This window comes from Anaeromassilibacillus sp. SJQ-5 (assembly GCF_054108045.1).
The window spans coordinates 1,284,003-1,299,835 of the sequence record NZ_JBPJWQ010000001.1; the positions used below are offsets into that span (position 1 = coordinate 1,284,003).

At 55.3% G+C, this 15,833-nt stretch carries 16 protein-coding genes; 6 read left to right on the plus strand and 10 right to left on the minus strand.

The window, feature by feature from the left end:
* Positions 1 to 119: 119 nt before the first annotated feature.
* Complete coding sequence (locus ACSAMM_RS05485; protein ID WP_178724063.1) at positions 120 to 1,091, plus strand: RluA family pseudouridine synthase; 972 nt, start codon at positions 120 to 122, stop codon at positions 1,089 to 1,091.
* Between the two features lie 47 nt (positions 1,092 to 1,138).
* On the opposite strand, the gene ACSAMM_RS05490 is transcribed toward ACSAMM_RS05485, so the two are convergent.
* A complete protein-coding gene (locus tag ACSAMM_RS05490) occupies positions 1,139 to 3,055 on the minus strand; it encodes a helix-turn-helix domain-containing protein (protein ID WP_457790319.1) in 1,917 nt (638 codons plus the stop codon).
* 113 nt (positions 3,056 to 3,168) lie between these two features.
* The gene (locus tag ACSAMM_RS05495; RefSeq protein WP_457790320.1) at positions 3,169 to 3,996 is read right to left on the minus strand and encodes a putative RNA methyltransferase; all 828 of its coding nucleotides are present in this window, start codon (positions 3,994 to 3,996) and stop codon (positions 3,169 to 3,171) included.
* A gap of 135 nt (positions 3,997 to 4,131) precedes the next feature.
* On the opposite strand from ACSAMM_RS05495, the gene ACSAMM_RS05500 reads away from it, so the two are divergent.
* On the plus strand, positions 4,132 to 4,779 hold the full coding sequence (locus ACSAMM_RS05500) for an HAD hydrolase-like protein (protein WP_178724069.1): 648 nt from the start codon (positions 4,132 to 4,134) through the stop codon (positions 4,777 to 4,779).
* Positions 4,780 to 4,819: 40 nt separating this feature from the next.
* Here ACSAMM_RS05500 and nagB read toward each other — a convergent pair whose 3' ends face one another.
* Entirely contained in the window at positions 4,820 to 5,545 is a 726-nt protein-coding gene (gene nagB / locus ACSAMM_RS05505; protein ID WP_457790323.1) for a glucosamine-6-phosphate deaminase, read from the minus strand.
* Positions 5,546 to 5,750: 205 nt separating this feature from the next.
* Here nagB and ACSAMM_RS05510 point away from each other — a divergent pair, with 205 nt between their 5' ends.
* From ACSAMM_RS05510 to ACSAMM_RS05520, 3 genes are read left to right on the plus strand one after another with little or no spacing between them, the layout of a single operon-like run.
* Positions 5,751 to 5,942 (plus strand): spore coat associated protein CotJA, encoded by a 192-nt coding sequence (locus tag ACSAMM_RS05510; RefSeq protein WP_457790325.1) that lies wholly within the window; start codon positions 5,751 to 5,753, stop codon positions 5,940 to 5,942.
* Positions 5,935 to 6,198, plus strand: a complete 264-nt coding sequence (locus ACSAMM_RS05515; RefSeq protein WP_457790327.1) for a spore coat protein CotJB — start codon at positions 5,935 to 5,937, stop codon at positions 6,196 to 6,198. The genes ACSAMM_RS05510 and ACSAMM_RS05515 overlap by 8 nt, the downstream gene beginning before the upstream one ends.
* Positions 6,199 to 6,201: 3 nt before the next feature.
* Positions 6,202 to 6,864 carry a manganese catalase family protein gene (locus tag ACSAMM_RS05520; RefSeq protein WP_457790329.1) on the plus strand — a complete coding sequence of 221 codons (663 nt, stop codon included), beginning with the start codon at positions 6,202 to 6,204 and terminating at the stop codon, positions 6,862 to 6,864.
* Between the two features lie 50 nt (positions 6,865 to 6,914).
* Here the strand turns inward: ACSAMM_RS05520 and lysA are convergent, their stop codons facing one another.
* The 7 genes from lysA to ACSAMM_RS05555 all read right to left on the minus strand — a co-directional run bounded on the left by lysA (position 6,915) and on the right by ACSAMM_RS05555 (position 15,543).
* Positions 6,915 to 8,213, minus strand: coding sequence for a diaminopimelate decarboxylase (lysA, locus tag ACSAMM_RS05525; protein WP_178724079.1), 1,299 nt, complete (start codon positions 8,211 to 8,213; stop codon positions 6,915 to 6,917).
* A 63-nt stretch (positions 8,214 to 8,276) separates the two neighbouring features.
* Positions 8,277 to 8,870 carry a ribosome biogenesis GTP-binding protein YihA/YsxC gene (gene yihA, locus ACSAMM_RS05530; protein ID WP_457790331.1) on the minus strand — a complete coding sequence of 198 codons (594 nt, stop codon included), beginning with the start codon at positions 8,868 to 8,870 and terminating at the stop codon, positions 8,277 to 8,279.
* A 22-nt stretch (positions 8,871 to 8,892) separates the two neighbouring features.
* Positions 8,893 to 11,244: an endopeptidase La gene (lon, locus tag ACSAMM_RS05535; RefSeq protein ID WP_457790333.1), complete on the minus strand. Its 2,352-nt coding sequence runs from the start codon at positions 11,242 to 11,244 to the stop codon at positions 8,893 to 8,895.
* Positions 11,245 to 11,361: 117 nt separating this feature from the next.
* A complete protein-coding gene (gene clpX / locus ACSAMM_RS05540) occupies positions 11,362 to 12,672 on the minus strand; it encodes an ATP-dependent Clp protease ATP-binding subunit ClpX (protein ID WP_178726268.1) in 1,311 nt (436 codons plus the stop codon).
* Positions 12,673 to 12,709: 37 nt separating this feature from the next.
* Positions 12,710 to 13,291 carry an ATP-dependent Clp endopeptidase proteolytic subunit ClpP gene (gene clpP, locus ACSAMM_RS05545; protein WP_178726266.1) on the minus strand — a complete coding sequence of 194 codons (582 nt, stop codon included), beginning with the start codon at positions 13,289 to 13,291 and terminating at the stop codon, positions 12,710 to 12,712.
* Between the two features lie 160 nt (positions 13,292 to 13,451).
* The gene (gene tig, locus ACSAMM_RS05550; protein WP_178726264.1) at positions 13,452 to 14,738 is read right to left on the minus strand and encodes a trigger factor; all 1,287 of its coding nucleotides are present in this window, start codon (positions 14,736 to 14,738) and stop codon (positions 13,452 to 13,454) included.
* A gap of 109 nt (positions 14,739 to 14,847) precedes the next feature.
* Positions 14,848 to 15,543: a metallophosphoesterase gene (locus tag ACSAMM_RS05555; RefSeq protein WP_457790336.1), complete on the minus strand. Its 696-nt coding sequence runs from the start codon at positions 15,541 to 15,543 to the stop codon at positions 14,848 to 14,850.
* A gap of 95 nt (positions 15,544 to 15,638) precedes the next feature.
* On the opposite strand from ACSAMM_RS05555, the gene ACSAMM_RS05560 reads away from it, so the two are divergent.
* Positions 15,639 to 15,815, plus strand: a complete 177-nt coding sequence (locus tag ACSAMM_RS05560; protein WP_178725535.1) for a DUF1540 domain-containing protein — start codon at positions 15,639 to 15,641, stop codon at positions 15,813 to 15,815.
* Positions 15,816 to 15,833 lie beyond the last annotated feature (18 nt).

Consider the following 15,833-nt stretch of genomic DNA (forward strand, 5'->3'; position numbering starts at 1 on the left):
CTTAACCACAGGGTATTCTTACCAATCAGTATAGCAAAAAATATGAAGTTTGAAAAGAGCGGGACATATGCTATAATGGCAGTGGCCCATCCTCTATTTTCCGGGAAATGGAGCGTTTTATGAAAACCATAACGATACAAAAAAACGACGCTGGACAGCGGCTTGACAAGTTTTTATCCAAAACCTTTCACAATCTTCCCGCCTCCATGATGTACAAAGCCATCCGCACCAAGGACATCAAATGCAACGGAAAAAGATGTGAAATTTCAACACGTTTGCAGCCCGGTGATGTGCTTTCCCTGTATTTGAAAGACGAATTTCTGGAAGAAGCGGCGCCGGTTTATGACTTTCTGGCGGCATCCAGGCAGTTGGATATTGTCTATGAAGACGACAATCTGCTGCTGCTGAACAAAAAAGCCGGCCTGCTGGTGCATCCGGACGAAAAGGAATACCGCGACACCCTCCTGTTTCGGATACAGCGGTATCTCTATGAAAAAGGGGCTTACGATCCGGCCAGGGAGGCAAGCTTTGCACCCGCGCTGGTCAACCGCATCGATCGGAATACCTGCGGCATTGTGATAGCCGCCAAAACGGCGGAAGCACTGCGGATCCTGAATGAGAAGCTCAAGGAACGGGAGATCGAAAAATACTACCTGTGCATCGTACATGGTATCATGAAGAAAAAAGAAGCCCTGCTGGAGGGGTATCTGGAAAAAAACGAGGCACAGAACCGCGTGTATATTTCCGACAAAGCCAAAGAAGGCGCCCGAACCATTCGCACGAAGTATCGGGTTCTGGAGGAAAAAGACGGGATGTCCCTCCTGGAAATTCATTTGCTAACCGGCCGAACCCATCAGATCCGCGCCCATCTGGCCTCTATCGGGCATCCGCTTCTTGGAGACGGAAAGTATGGCACGAACGCCATCAACAAGGGCACCGGCTTTCACAAACAAGCCCTGTGCTCTTATAAGCTGGCGTTTGATTTTCATACACCAGCAGGCATCCTCGACTATCTGAACGGCCGGGTGTTTCAGCTAGAGGATATCTGGTTTGTGGAGGCATTTCATCAGGGAAGCATCCGAAAATCATAGGGATCTCCAACAAAGAAGCGGGCCAGAATAACTGGCCCGCTTCTTTGTTAGGTGGAAACGGCGCGTTCCTTAGGTTCCCTATGCAAAATCGTCGGCATCAGCAGCCCTAAGCCGACGGTTCCCAGAACAATCCCGTAGGCAAGAATGATGGTGGATCCTCCGTTTCCCAGCTCCTTACAAATGTGAAACAAATTGCTGTAATCCGGCAAAAGCGCATAAAAACGGCCTTCGAAATAGACCGCCATCGAGGACAGCACCGCCACTCCCAGAAGACCGGAAAGCATGCGCATCAACCGCTTCCCGCCGCGCCGCAAGTCGGCGAGGGATTGGCATCCATCCGCTCCCCGCCGAAGCACCCATACCGACGCCAACAGACCGACAACGAACCAGGGGGACAGGAGAAATGCCTTGCTCGATCCGATCAACAAGTCCGGAAGATGGAAACGCATCCTCTCCCATTCATACAGCCACGGAGACACAGCAAAGCAGAGCATGCCGATTCCAGCCGCCAGACGTTGATACTTATACCGATAAAATGTCAGGGCATAAGCGGCCGGCAGGATGAACAGGCAGTACCAGCCCAGTGTAATCAGCAGCGGCCACACCCCGGCGCCTTCCGAAAAGTTCCCATTTTCGACCATCGAGGCTATCGCTTTGGCGTAGCCCGACCAGGTGGGCTCCATCGCCCAGAAACGGGGCGGGAACAAAAACTGCTCTTGCAGCGGCATGATAGACCTTTGAAACCCTGCCACAACCGGAACGAGAGCAACCAATGCAAACAAACACCCTACGGAAAACACGACCCAAACCCATACGCTGTGCCGCCCGGCGCGGGCAGGCGCGAGAGGACGCCTCATACCCATCAGCTTTCGAAAAAGCCATACCATCCCATTGATGGCGGTAATCCAAAGGGCCAGCAGGAGTAACAAAACCACCGACACCGCGGCGGCTGTTCCCAACTCAAAACGAATCTGGCGGTAGTCGATTAGGTAAGACAGCAAGGTGTCGAGCGCGTAATTCGTCGAAGGGAAACCAAACACAGAGATCAGATACGGTACGACGCCCAGCATGCCGACCGGAAGCAATGTCGCCGCCACATGCAAAATTTTGCCATTGGCCCCATCAGAAAAACCGGCCACACACACCCAATACAGGGGTGCCAGAACGATACAGAACATCTGAAACACATACAGCAGATGCGGCCATACCCCATCCAGCAGCCAGAATACGGGTTCGGAAATAATCTCCTTAGACATGAGGTAGCCGTTCAGCAGGCCGTACGAATCTGCCGAAAAGATATAGTTCAGCCCGGAGGGCAGCAGCGCAGATAGGCTGACCAGGCTCAAAACCACCCCCAGGCTCAAACGAGCCGCTTTGGGAAGCCGGCTGGCGGCACGCGCCAGAAAACCGACCAGCACCAGGAACAAAAGAGACAGCGGGATCAGCAGTAGGGTATTGCCCAATTCCAGCTGAAACACGTTATCCCTGACCATGTTCGAATAGTTCTGCAGCCCGACCCAAACCGGCGTAGACAGTGCGTTGTAGGAGGTGAAGCTGTAGCCTATCGTTTTCAGGCACGGCCAGATAAGCGCGATAACGACCAACAAGCCGATCGGCACGCAGAGCAGAATCCCCCATGGGGAGTTGGGCTTGCCCTGGGGCAGCTGACGCAGCGGCACCGGCTCCTGATAAAGGGGCGGCGAGGGCGATTTTTTGACGTTTTGATACCAAGGAGGTTCCGGTGCCGGCGGCGCCGTGTATTCCTCCCCCAGAAGAGCCTCCACCGGCACCTGAAACAATTCCGCCAAATGCAGCAGTGTGTCCACGTCGGGAAGCGATTTGCCCTGTTCCCATTTGGAAACCGCCTGGCGCGTCACATGAAGAGCCTCCGCCACCTGCTGCTGGGTCAGGCCCTTTTCCTTACGTTTTTCCTCAATAAAGGCCGCCGCTTTGTCTTTATCCATGGCCCTTCCCTCCTTTTCCTATGCGCTATCATATCATAGCCATGCGGGGCGTACAAGATCGGAAAACCGTTAAAAACAGGGGGCAACCAACGGTTGCCCCCTGGCGCGGACCGCTATTTCCGATACAGCAGAACCTCAAACTCTATCTGCGTCGTCAGTTCCCCCCGCCCAAGCAAACGGGCCTGATCCTGCTCACTAGTTTTGTAGTAATACGGGGTCATTTTGAAAAGATTTTCGATATCGTTATGTTCCGCCAGGTATATAGTATCGTGTACCTGCATGTGGTCTAGTAAGGTAAAGCCTTCGAGCGCAAAGGGCTTGACTTGATTTTTATATGGGCGCTCGTAAATTGCCTGTTTGAGTTCCCATAGATGATTTTCCCCCGGGATAACCAGCAGCATGGCGCCGCCCGGACGGATGACCCGTTGGTATTCCTCCGAACAGTAAGGCGAAAACAGGCTGCAAAGCAAATCGCAGCAGGCGTCCGGTGCGGGAAGATGGAAAACGCTGGCCACCACATAGAAAATCGCCTTTTGCCGTTTCGCCGCTTTATCCAAGGCCAGCTTAGAAATATCCACCCCCAGGATATCCGGCTCCATCCCCCGCTGACACAGCGCGTCGTAAAGGAGGGTGGTATAATACCCCTCGCCGCAGCCGGCATCCAAAACACAAGGCGTTTGGTGGGGCAGGTTCGCCAGCCATTCGCCCGCCAGCCGGCTTACTGTATCGGCTAAAGGACGGTAATACCCCTTATCCAAAAACTTCCGCCGGGCGTCGACCATCAACTTGTCGTCGCCCGGATTTTTGGCGTGCTTCCGGTTCGCGGGCAGAAGGTGCATATAGCCGCTGCGCGCCCGATCAAAGCGGTGCCCCTTTCGGCAGACACCTCCGTCTTCCGTCGTCGTGATAGGCGTTTGGCAAACCGGACACAGCACCGTCATTTAAGCTCTCCCCTTTGTTATTCGCTTCGCCTATTGTATCATGGCGGCCCCCTTTTCGCAACCGGGTTGGCAGACGCGGGACGATGTGGTATACTGGGCGTCATATATGTACGTTTTGAAAGGATGAACCGGAGAATGACCAGCAAACAGCTGCTTTTGTGGGATTTGGACGGTACTCTTACCGATCCCATGGTGGGGATTACCAGCGCGGTACAGCACGCCTTGCGCGCCTTTCAGATCGATCCGCCCGATCGCCAGGCGCTGACGCCGTTTATCGGGCCGCCTCTGCAGGAATCCTTTCAGCGGTTTTATGGATTCAGCGAGGAACAGGCCAGGAAGGCCGTCGCCGCTTATCGGGAATACTTCGCCGATACCGGCCTTTATGAAAACGAGGTATATCCCGGCATTCCGGAATTATTGGCCGATTTAAAAGATGCCGGCAAGACGCTGGCGCTGGCCACGTCCAAGCCCGCCGTGTTCGCCGAGCGGATTCTGGAGCATTTCCAGCTGAGGAAATATTTTTCATTGGCCGCCGGAAGCGAGTTGGACGGAACCCGGGTGCACAAAGCGGACGTGATCGCTTACGCCCTGGAGCAGACTGGTTTTTCCGCCGCCGACGCATTGATGATCGGCGACCGGTGCTACGATATCGACGGCGCCCGCGCTGTCGGGACACAGGCGTTAGGCGTTGCCTATGGATATGGCAGCCGCGAGGAACTGGAAAAGGCCGGCGCGTCTAAGATCGCCGAGAACGTGGAAGATCTTAGAAAGCTGCTGTTATAAAAAATCCCCATCCATATGGATGGGGATTTTTGTCAGAATGTTACAGCAGAGACGCGGCCGGCGCGTCGAGCATAATGGTGACATTGGGATGAAGCTGGAGGATGGAGGCCGGGCACTGCGGCGTAACCGGGCCGGTGATCATGGCCTTGACCGCTTCCGCCTTGTCGGCGCCGGTGGCAATCAGCACGATCGCTTTCGCCTTCATGATAGACCCAATGCCCATGCTGAGAGCCTGACGCGGCACCTCATCGGAGCTGGAGAAGAAACGGGTATTGGCCTCAATGGTACTCTGGGTAAGATCCACCACGTGCGTGACCGGCGCAAAGGCATCGGCCGGCTCATTGAAAGCAATGTGACCGTTGCGCCCAATTCCCAGAATCTGCAGGTCAATGCCACCGGCCGCTTCGATGGCCTTTTCATAAGCGGCGCATTCTGCCGCCGAATCGGAGGCAGTGCCGGAAAGCACATGAATGCTGGATTCCGGTACGTTGATATGACGGAACAGATTGTCCATCATGAAATAGTAATAGCTCTGCGGATGATCGTGGCCCAGGCCGACATACTCATCCAGGTTATAGGTGGTCACACCCGAAAAATCCACGGCGCCGCAGGCGTACATTTCCGCCATTTTGGTATAGGTGGGGATGGGGGTGGAGCCGGTGGCAAGTCCCAGCACCGCATGCGGGTTTTCAATCACCTTCGCGGAGAAAAGCGCCGCCGCCGCCGTGCCGATAGCCTGGGGGTCTTTATATGTCCGTACATTCATAGTCTCATCCTCCAATCAATATTCTTTTTTATTATGCATATGTGTAGTAGAAAAGTCCATACCCATTCGGGCTTTTTTTTTGCATTTTCCGGACGTCCTTGGTAAGATGTCCAGAATTTTGTAACCAATACGAGGAGGCGGCCATATTGTATTAGTAGACAGGCTGTACAGCATCTGTCTATTTCCAGATAAAGGAGTCATGACATTGGAACATCAATTTATGGATCGGAATACCATGAGTTTCCCTGAAGAGTGTCCAGGACAGGTCGTCGCCATGGCGTACGTCCCCTGGCAGCGTCTCGAGCAGGTGTATGAAGTGGAGGACGGCTTTTGCCGCGGCACCATTTTCCCCGAGCTTGACAAACCGTGGATGGTAGGAGGCGGCTGCTGTGAGTGAGAGAGCCAAGATGCGGCGCTGCATTTCCGCCTACGATTTTGCCATTCTCGATCTGGAGACGTATCTCGATTCCCACCCCGACGACGCACGCGCCATGCATCTGCGGGAGCAGTACATGTGCAAACGCCGGGAACTGATCGCGGAGTACGAGCTGCGCTGCGGCCCCTATGTGGTAACCCGGCGCGACGTACCCAACGGCAACCGCTGGACCTGGGTAGACAGCCCCTGGCCCTGGGAATATGAGATGGAGGATTAAGCTATGTGGGAATATGAGAAGAAACTGCAATATCCGGTCAAAATCAAGAACCCTAACCCTAAGCTGGCCAAAATTATCATCACGCAGTACGGCGGGCCCGACGGCGAAATGAGCGCCTCCCTGCGATATCTGAGCCAGCGGTATTCCATGCCCTATTCCGAGCTGAAGGGGATCCTGACGGACATCGGCACCGAGGAACTGGCCCACTTTGAAATGATCGCCGCTATGGTGCACCAGCTGACGCGGAATATGACCCCGGAAGAGATTGTCAAATCCGGCTTTGATACCTATTTTGTCGATCATACCGCCGGGGTTTGGCCGCAAGCCGCTTCCGGCGCGCCCTGGACGGCCGCCTATATTCAAAGCAAAGGCGATGTTATCACCGATCTGCACGAGGATATGGCCGCCGAGCAAAAGGCACGTACTACCTACGACAACCTGCTGCGCCTCATCGATGATCCCGATATCCGCGAGCCGCTGAAATTCCTGCGGACGCGTGAAATCGTGCATTACCAACGGTTCGGCGAAGGGCTTCGAATTGCGACCGATAATCTGAACAGCCAGAACTTCTATGCCTGCAACCCCAGCTTTGACAAATGCTGCGGCAAAGGACAAAACGACGGCAAAAAAACGGGCTGCGGCTGCAATCAACCGCGGATGCGCTAAGCTTTTGAACGAATGCGCCCCTTACCGGTAATCGGTAAGGGGCATTTTTATCAAAGATCGTTGCGCACTAAATCCTCATAGGTCTCCGCCTTGACAACCACGCGAGAGGCGCCGTCCTTGACCATGACGACAGCGGGACGGGGCAGACGGTTGTAATTGGAGGACATGGAATAATTATACGCACCGGTCGCCAGCACCGCGAGAATGTCCCCCGCGCCGCAGGCTTGCAGCGGCGTGTTTTCCTGTATCAAATCGCCGCTTTCACAGCAGCGGCCAGCAATAGTCACGGTATCTGTAGCAGGTTCTCCCGCCCGGTTGGCAATCACCGCTGTGTAATCCGCCTTATAAAGGGCATAACGGGGATTGTCCGGCATCCCGCCGTCCACACTGACGTAATCCCGCACACCAGGAATATGCTTGATACCACCGACAGTGTATAGAGTGATGCCCGCCGGCGCGACGACGGAGCGGCCCGGCTCTATCACGATATAGGGGAAGGGGAACCGCAGTTCCCGCGCTTTTTCCTTGGCCGCGCCGGCCACCAGCCGCATATAGTCCCCGGTCGGCTTGGGATGATCCATTTTGGTATAGGGAATCCCAAAGCCGCCGCCGAGATTCAGTTCCGTCAGGGTAATGCCCGCGGCCGTGCGCACGGCATCCATAAATTCCAGCAGGACTTCGGCCGCGTGGATGAAAGGCTGTTCGTCGAAAATTTGGGAACCGATATGGCAGTGTATCCCCTTAAAATCCAAGTGGGGCAGGACGGCGGCTTCCTTTGCCGCCTCCATGGCGTCGCCGTTCTCCAGCGTAAAGCCGAATTTGGAATCGATTTGTCCAGTGCGGATAAAGGCGTGTGTATGGGCGTCGATGCCGGGGGTAATCCGCAGATAGATAGCCGCCGTCTTCCCCATCTCCCCCGCCAGCTTCGAGAGAGTGTGCAGTTCGCCCAGGTTATCCACCACAATCCGGCCCACGCCGTATTCCAACGCCATACGCAATTCGGCGACGGATTTGTTGTTCCCATGAAAATACAGCCGCTCCGCGGGGAAGCCGACCTGCATGGCCGTATAAAGCTCGCCACCGGACACCACATCCGCGCCGCAGCCCTCGTCCATCACGATGCGGTACAGTTCCTTAAAGCTGCAGGCTTTGCTGGCAAAAGCCACCATGCCCCCATTTTCATAGTTCTCATCCAGGGAGGCCTTATAGCTGCGCAGGGCGCTGCGGATGGCGGTTTCGTCCATCACATACAAGGGGGTGCCATATTGCGCGGCCAGTTCGACCGTATCGCAGCCGCCAATGGCCAGATGCCCGGCGGCGTTCACAGATAAGCAATCCGATAGTAACATCCTCATCATTCCTTTCCCGGCCGTATCGTCCGTCATTCCGTGCGGAGATACGGCCCTTTAATGTTAGGCATCTTCTTCTTCCGTAACAGAAATCAGGATATCCCGCAGATCGTCCACGCCTTCCCGCGTTACGGCGGAGAAGGGCACCCATTGCAGCCCTTCATACTCCGCCAACTCTTCTTCGAAAGCCTTCAGGCGAGATTTCCTTTCGGTTTTGTTGAGCTTATCGGCCTTGGTCAGCACCACGAGAAAGGGGATTTCCCGTTGCGTCAGATACTCGATCATCATGCGATCATCGCCGGTCGGCGGATGGCGCATGTCCACCAGCTGCAGCACCAGGCGCAAATCCCTGTCGGCATCAAAATAGCCTTCAATCAGGGTGTTCCACCGTTTTTTCTCCGAAGCGGAAACCTTTGCATACCCATAGCCAGGCAAATCGACCATCCGCATCGTATCCAGACGATAAAAGTTTACGGTGGCGGTCTTGCCGGGTGTGGCGCTGGTGCGCGCCAAGTTTTTGCGGTTTAGAAGCGCATTGATCAAGGAGGATTTTCCCACGTTGGATCGGCCGGAGAAGGCCACCTCCGGCAGAGTAGGCGCCACCAGCTGATGGCTGAGAGCGGCGGACGCCTCAAACGCGGCCGATTCAATTTTCATGGTTGCTATCCCCTTTCCAGGTTTACTGCGTGGAGCTTTCCGCCTTCGGCTGGGCAATCAGCGCCGTTTTCAGAACTGTGTCCAGGTGGGAGGCGGTCACAAACTCCACATGGTCCTTCACCACACCGTCCACCTCATCCAAGTCCGGCTCGTTTTCCGCCGGAATAATCACGGTTTTCATGTGGTGAATATAGGCGGCCATGGTCTTTTCCTTCAAGCCGCCAATGGGCAACACCCGCCCGCGCAGGGAGATTTCACCAGTCATCGCCACATCCTGCCGCACGGGGATACCCGTCAGAGCCGATACAATGGCCGTGGCCATGGTAACGCCCGCCGAAGGGCCGTCTTTTGGCACCGCGCCTTCCGGCACATGAATGTGGATATCCTTGTTTTTATAAAATTCCCGATCGATGTGCCATTCCGCGGTGCGCGAACGGACATAACTGATGGCGGTGCGGGCGGACTCTTTCATGATATCCCCCAGCGAGCCGGTCAGTTCGATTTTGCCGCTGCCATCCAGCACAGCCACTTCCACAGGCATGGTCTCTCCGCCCACCGAAGTCCAGGCCAAGCCGTTGACAACGCCGATTTCATCCCGCCGCTCGGCCATATCTTCCTTATATTTCACCGGCCCCAGGAAATCCTCCAGGCGGGACACCGTCACACTCTTCGCTTCCCCGGATACGATAATTTTGGCCACCTTTCGGCAAATTTTCGCAATACAGCGCTCCAGGCCGCGCACCCCGGCTTCTTTGGTATATCCGATGATCATGGCTTTCAAGCTGTCGTCGGACAGCCGGATTTGCCGCATGGTCAGGCCGTGCCGTTTTGCCTGCTTACGCAGCAGATGTTCTTTGGCTATATGGAATTTTTCCTCTGCCGTATAGCTGCCCAAAGCGATGACGTCCATCCGATCGTAAAGAGGCGCCGGGATGGTGTCCACCGTATTGGCAGTCGTGATGAACAGCACATCGGACAAATCAAAGGGGACTTCGATATAATGGTCACAGAAAGCGCTGTTCTGTTCCCCATCCAACACTTCCAGCATCGCGGAAGCGGGATCGCCGTGAAAATCGCTGCCCATTTTATCGATTTCATCCAGAAGGATCAACGGATTCCGGCTGCCCGCCTGTTTGATGGCGGAGATGATCCGGCCGGGCATGGCGCCGATATACGTTTTGCGATGCCCGCGAATCTCCGCCTCATCCCGCACACCGCCAAGAGACACCCGGACATACTTCCGATTCATGGCGGAAGCAATGGATTTGGCTATAGAGGTTTTCCCCACGCCGGGAGGGCCGACCAGACACAGCACTTGGCCTTTCATCTCGCTGGAAAGCTGCCGGACGGCCAGCGCCTCAACAATACGCTCTTTGACCTTATCCAGGCCGTAATGATCGCGATCCAATACACGGCGGGCGGCAGTCAAGTCCAGATTATCCTTGGTCAGCGTATTCCACGGCAGGGACAGACAGGTGTCCAGATAGTTGCGGGACACCGTGGCTTCGTGAGACCCATAGGGCATTTTCGCCAGCTTGGCGCATTCCTTGAGCAGCTTGTTGCTGGTTTCCTCCGGGAGCTGTAGCGCCAAGATTTTTTCCCGGTATTCTTCGGATTCCTCCGCCGGATTATCTCCGTCACCCAATTCCTCGGAAATCACTTTCAGCTGCTCCCGCAGATAATATTCCTTTTGATTCTGATCCAGCTGTTCATGGACGCGTTCGTGAATATCCTGCTCCAACTCCAGGATCGAGCATTCCCGTGCCAGGAGCGACAGCAGCAGTTCCATCCGCTTTTCCACCGGCGCGGTGCTCAAGATATCCTGTTTTTCCTCCGGAGGCAGCGCGATATTGGCGGCGATGTAATCGGCAAGGTAACCCGCGTCCTGAGCCGCCGCCACCCCCAAAGACACGTCCGGCGCCATCTTCGGGGCCAGCTGTGCATATTCCTCAAAATATGTACGGCATTCCCGCATCACAGCTTGAGCGCGCAGCGAACCGGCTATGCGGCGTTCCAGCCGCTCACGCACAGCCACCATCAAAAAAGGCTCCGTCTGAAGCACTTCCTCTACGCCAGCGCGGTACAGTCCTTCGACCAGAATACGGAGGTTGTCCCCCGGCAGCTTCAGGACCTGCCGAACCTTAGCCACAACGCCGACCGTATACAGCCCCTCCACAGAGGGATCGTCCTGTGCCACATCCCGCTGGGTAACCAGATAGATAATCTGATCCGCGCCCATCGAAGCGTTGAGCGCCTGAATCGATTTCTGACGGCCGACGTCGAAATGCAGCAGCATCCCCGGAAACACTACCAGCCCCCGCAATGCGAGCAGCGGGAGCGACGAGGAACGTGCCACCCGTTTTTTTATTCCCATGTTAACCATCCATTCTTTACAGACGCGATACTGGTATCCGTCTTCCGGATAAAAAGGCAGCCGGCACCAGAGTGCCGGCTGTCAAGCTTATCCCCTTGCCGCCGGCGGTTTCACCGGTTAAGCTGTCACCTTGCGGCGTGTCGTGCGGTTTTTCGTCGGAACCTTCAGCCGGTTCGTTTTTTTCTCCGGATTGACAACAATCTCCGGTTTGGCGTTCTGCGTGACGCAGTCACCGGTTATCACGATCTTTTCAATCGTCGGATCCGAAGGCACTTCATACATCAGCTGTGTCAGAAGCTCCTCCATGACCGAGCGAAGGCCGCGGGCGCCGGTGTTGCGTTTCAGCGTTTTCTCCGCCACCGCTTTGAGGGCCTCCGATGTGAACTCCAGCTTCACGCCATCCAGAGAAAACAGCTGGGTATACTGCTTAATCAACGCGTTTTTCGGTTCGCTTAGGATACGGACAAGAGCCTCGATATCCAACGCTTCCAAGGTAGTGATCACCGGCATACGGCCAACCAATTCCGGAATCAGCCCATAGCGGATAAGATCCTGGGGAACCAGCTCCTTGAAAAGCTTGCTCCGGTCAAGATCCTTTTTAGATTTCACCTCGTTGCCGAAGCCTAGAGAACCCGATCCCACTCGTTTCTCGATAATCTTCTCGATGCCGTCAAAGGCGCCGCCGAGAATAAAGAGAATGTTGCTGGTATCAATCTGAATGAATTCTTGCTGCGGATGCTTGCGGCCGCCGGAAGGCGGCACGTTGGAAACCGTGCCTTCCAAAATCTTCAGCAGCGCCTGCTGTACACCTTCGCCGCTGACATCCCGGGTAATGGAAGGATTTTCGCTGCGACGGGCAATTTTATCGATTTCATCCACATATATAATGCCGCGTTCCGCTTTTTCCACATCGTAATCCGCTGCCTGAATCAGGCGAAGCAGAATATTCTCCACATCCTCGCCCACGTATCCCGCTTCGGTCAGCGTGGTAGCGTCGGTAATGGCAAAAGGAACATCCAGCGTACGAGCAAGCGTCTGCGCTAAGGCTGTCTTTCCAACCCCGGTGGGGCCGAGAAGGAGCACATTGCTCTTGCCCAGTTCAGTCTCGGAGGATGCGCCGAAGAAAATGCGCTTGTAATGATTATACACCGCAACGGACAAGGCAACCTTCGCCGCATCCTGCCCAATCACGTATTCGTCCAGCCCGGCCTTTATTTCCTTGGGGGTAGGCAGGCGGGGCGGTATATCGTCGCTGTTGGCGCGCCGCTTTGAAAAATTCCCGCCGTCCTCCAAGATGGACTGACAGAGCTCTATGCATTCGTTGCAAATAAACACGCCCGGCCCAGCTATCAAGCGGTGCACTGCGTCCTGGGTCTTGCCGCAGAATGAACAGCTCACAATACGGTTTTCATCGTTGTTTTTCGGCATCGGATATGCCTCCCCTCTTTATAGCATTCGTTCCGATTCAGTGCTTATCGATAATTTTGTCCACCAGACCATACTTCACAGCGTCTTCCGCCGTCAGCCAGTTGTCGCGGTCGGTGTCCCGTTCAATGGTCTCCAGAGGCTGGCCGGTCATCTCCGCCAGCAGTCGGTTCATACGGTTGCGGATAAAGAGAATATGATCCGCCTGGATTTTGATGTCGCTGGCCTGGCCTTTGGTGCCGCCCATGGGCTGGTGAATCATGATTTCGCTGTTGGGCAGGGTCATCCGCTTGCCCTTGGCACCGGCCGCGAGCAGGAACGATCCCATGCTGGCCGCCATGCCGATGCAGATGGTGGACACGTCGCATTTGATAAACTGCATGGTATCGTAAATCGCCATGCCGGCGGAAATGGAGCCGCCCGGGCTGTTGATATACAGATGGATATCCTTATCGGGGTCCTGCCCTTCCAAATACAACAGCTGAGCCACCACCAGCGAGGCGGTCGCGTCGTTGACCTCATCCGACAGCATGATGATACGCTCGTTGAGCAAACGGGAAAAAATGTCATAGCTGCGTTCACCGCGGCTGGTTTGTTCAACAACATAAGGAACTAAACTCATTATCTGGCACCTCCATATTGCTTGAAGATTTACATTCTCCGGCCCATACAGCAGGAGGGGACAAATTCCCCGTCCAAACGGCTGGACCGTCTGCACAGTCACAGGACCAGTATGGACAGGGAACCCGGATTTTAATCCAAGAAATTGTATTTTCAGCCGATTATTCTTCGGTGATAACCGCCGTTTCCTTAATCATTTCCATCGCCTTGCCGACAGCCAGATCCTTGGACAATTCCGCGGAAGGAATCAGGGATTTGATTTTTTCCACGTCCATCTTATACTGTTCGGCATATTTGGCGTATTCCGCTTCCAGCTCCTCGTCGGAAGGCGCAATATTTTCCAGGCTGGCAATCTTCTCGAGCGCCAGGCGAATTTTGACCTGTTTCTCCGCCTGCTCACGGAAGCCGGCGCGGAAAGCGTCCATATCCATGCCGGTATACTGCATATAGGTCTGCAGGTTCAGGCCCTGCGACTGCAGCCGGTAATCAAAATCGCGGACGCTCTCGTCGACACGATGGTTGTACATCGCGTCCGGGACTTCTGCCTTAAAGCCCTCCAGGAGCTGATCCAGCAGCTGATTCTCCACGGCGTCTTCCGCAGCGTGGGTACGCTCATGCTCCAGTTTGCCCTTAATATCGGCCTTCAATTCTTCCAGCGTGTCAAACTCGCTGGTATCCTTCGCCAAATCGTCGTTCAGCTCGGGGAGTTCCTTGACCTGCACCTCGTGAATCTTGCACTTGAAAACCGCCGGTTTGCCAGCCAGTTCCGCCGCGTGATAGTCCTCGGGGAAGGTCACGTTGACATCGATTTCTTCGTCGATGGATTTGCCGACCAGCTGCTCCTCGAAGCCGGGGATGAACTGGTTGGAGCCGAGAACCAGGGTGTAATTCTCCGCCTTGCCGCCCTCGAAAGGCTCCCCGTCCACAAAACCTTCGAAGTCGAAAGTCACGGTATCGCCGTTTTCAGCGGGATGATTCTCCACAGAAACGAGGCGGGAATTGCGCTCTTGTACCTTTTTCAGTTCGGCATCGAGATCCTCGTCGGTGACCGGCGCCAGCTTTTTGGTGGCCTTCAGGCCTTTATACTCGCCCACTTCCACCTCGGGCTTGACGGTGATGACGGCCTTGAAAACGAGGCCCTCTTTCCCGACAGACTCCACGTCCAGATCGATTTTATCTTCCACATATTCATAGCCGGATTCCTTAATGGCAGCGTCCAGCGCTTCGGGATACAGAGCGTTGACAGCGTCCTCATAGAACACGCCGCTGCCATAAATCTTCTCCACGAAGGAACGGGGCGCCTTCCCCTTGCGGAAACCGGGAATATTCATTTTGCCAATATTCTTTTTATAGGCCTTGCTGACCGCCGCCTCGAAGCTGTCCGCATCCACCTCGACGACCAGTTCCACCCGGTTGGTATCGGTTTTCGTTGCCGTTTTCAAAGCCATTGTTTACTTCCTCCTACATTTACCTTTACACATTGAGTTTGATTATAGCATATCCTCGCGCGTTGCGCTACAGGATTTTATGAATTAACCGTAAATTTCTCGATTTTTTCTAGCCCTGTGAAATTTTGAGAGGCACGAAGGATAACGCGTCGCTTGAAACAAGCTCCAACGCCACGTCCCCCCATTTCCCGCGGAAAGCCTTGCGGATTCCGGCCCCGTGAATATGTCCGTAATAGCACCGCCGGATTTGCCGGCGCTGCAGAGTTTCCAGGATTTCCTCGCAGACCGCCCCGGCGTACACCGGTGGATAGTGCAGAAACGCCACCGGCTCTAGACCGGTCGCCACTGCCGCGTCGATGGACGCGTTAAACCGCCCCACCTCCCTGGCCAAAATCTTTTTATCCGCATCGGCCTCGGCGTCGTAAAACCAGCCCCGGGTGCCGCAGACCGCCAAGCTGTCGTCTACGGTATACGCGTCGTTATGCAGGATGGATACGCTCGTCAGGCCGTGTTCCTCCAGATACGCGTCCATTTTGCGCCGGGTGGTCCACCAATAATCGTGATTGCCCTTCATAAGGATCTTGCGCCCCGGCAGGCTGTGAAGAAACGCCAAATCCGCTCCCGCCTGCTCAAGAGACATTCCCCAGGATACGTCGCCGGCCACCACCACGGTATCCCCGTCGGCCACCAGCCGCCGCCAATTGTCCTCCAAACGGCGGACATACCCATTCCAGCCCGGAAAAGCATCCATCGGCTTGTTCGTCCCCAGGGAAAGATGCAAATCGGCAATGGCGAACAGCGACATAACGGACCCCTTTCCAGAAATTTTCTGACGCGCTCATGTTTTATCGGCGGACGGACATACTATACCGCAGAAGGACGATGAAGGAGGGATAGCCAATGAACAGCTACGACAGCCAAGCAGCCTCGTCGCCGGTGGTACGCTGCGATGTGAAAAACTGCCAATATCACGAGAAGGACGGCAGCTGCAGCGCCGGCAAAATCATCGTCGGTCCGGCCTATGCCGTCAGCAACGCCGATACGGCCTGCTCGACCTTTAAGCCCGGGCACGATTGACCCCCGCAGGGACGCCGC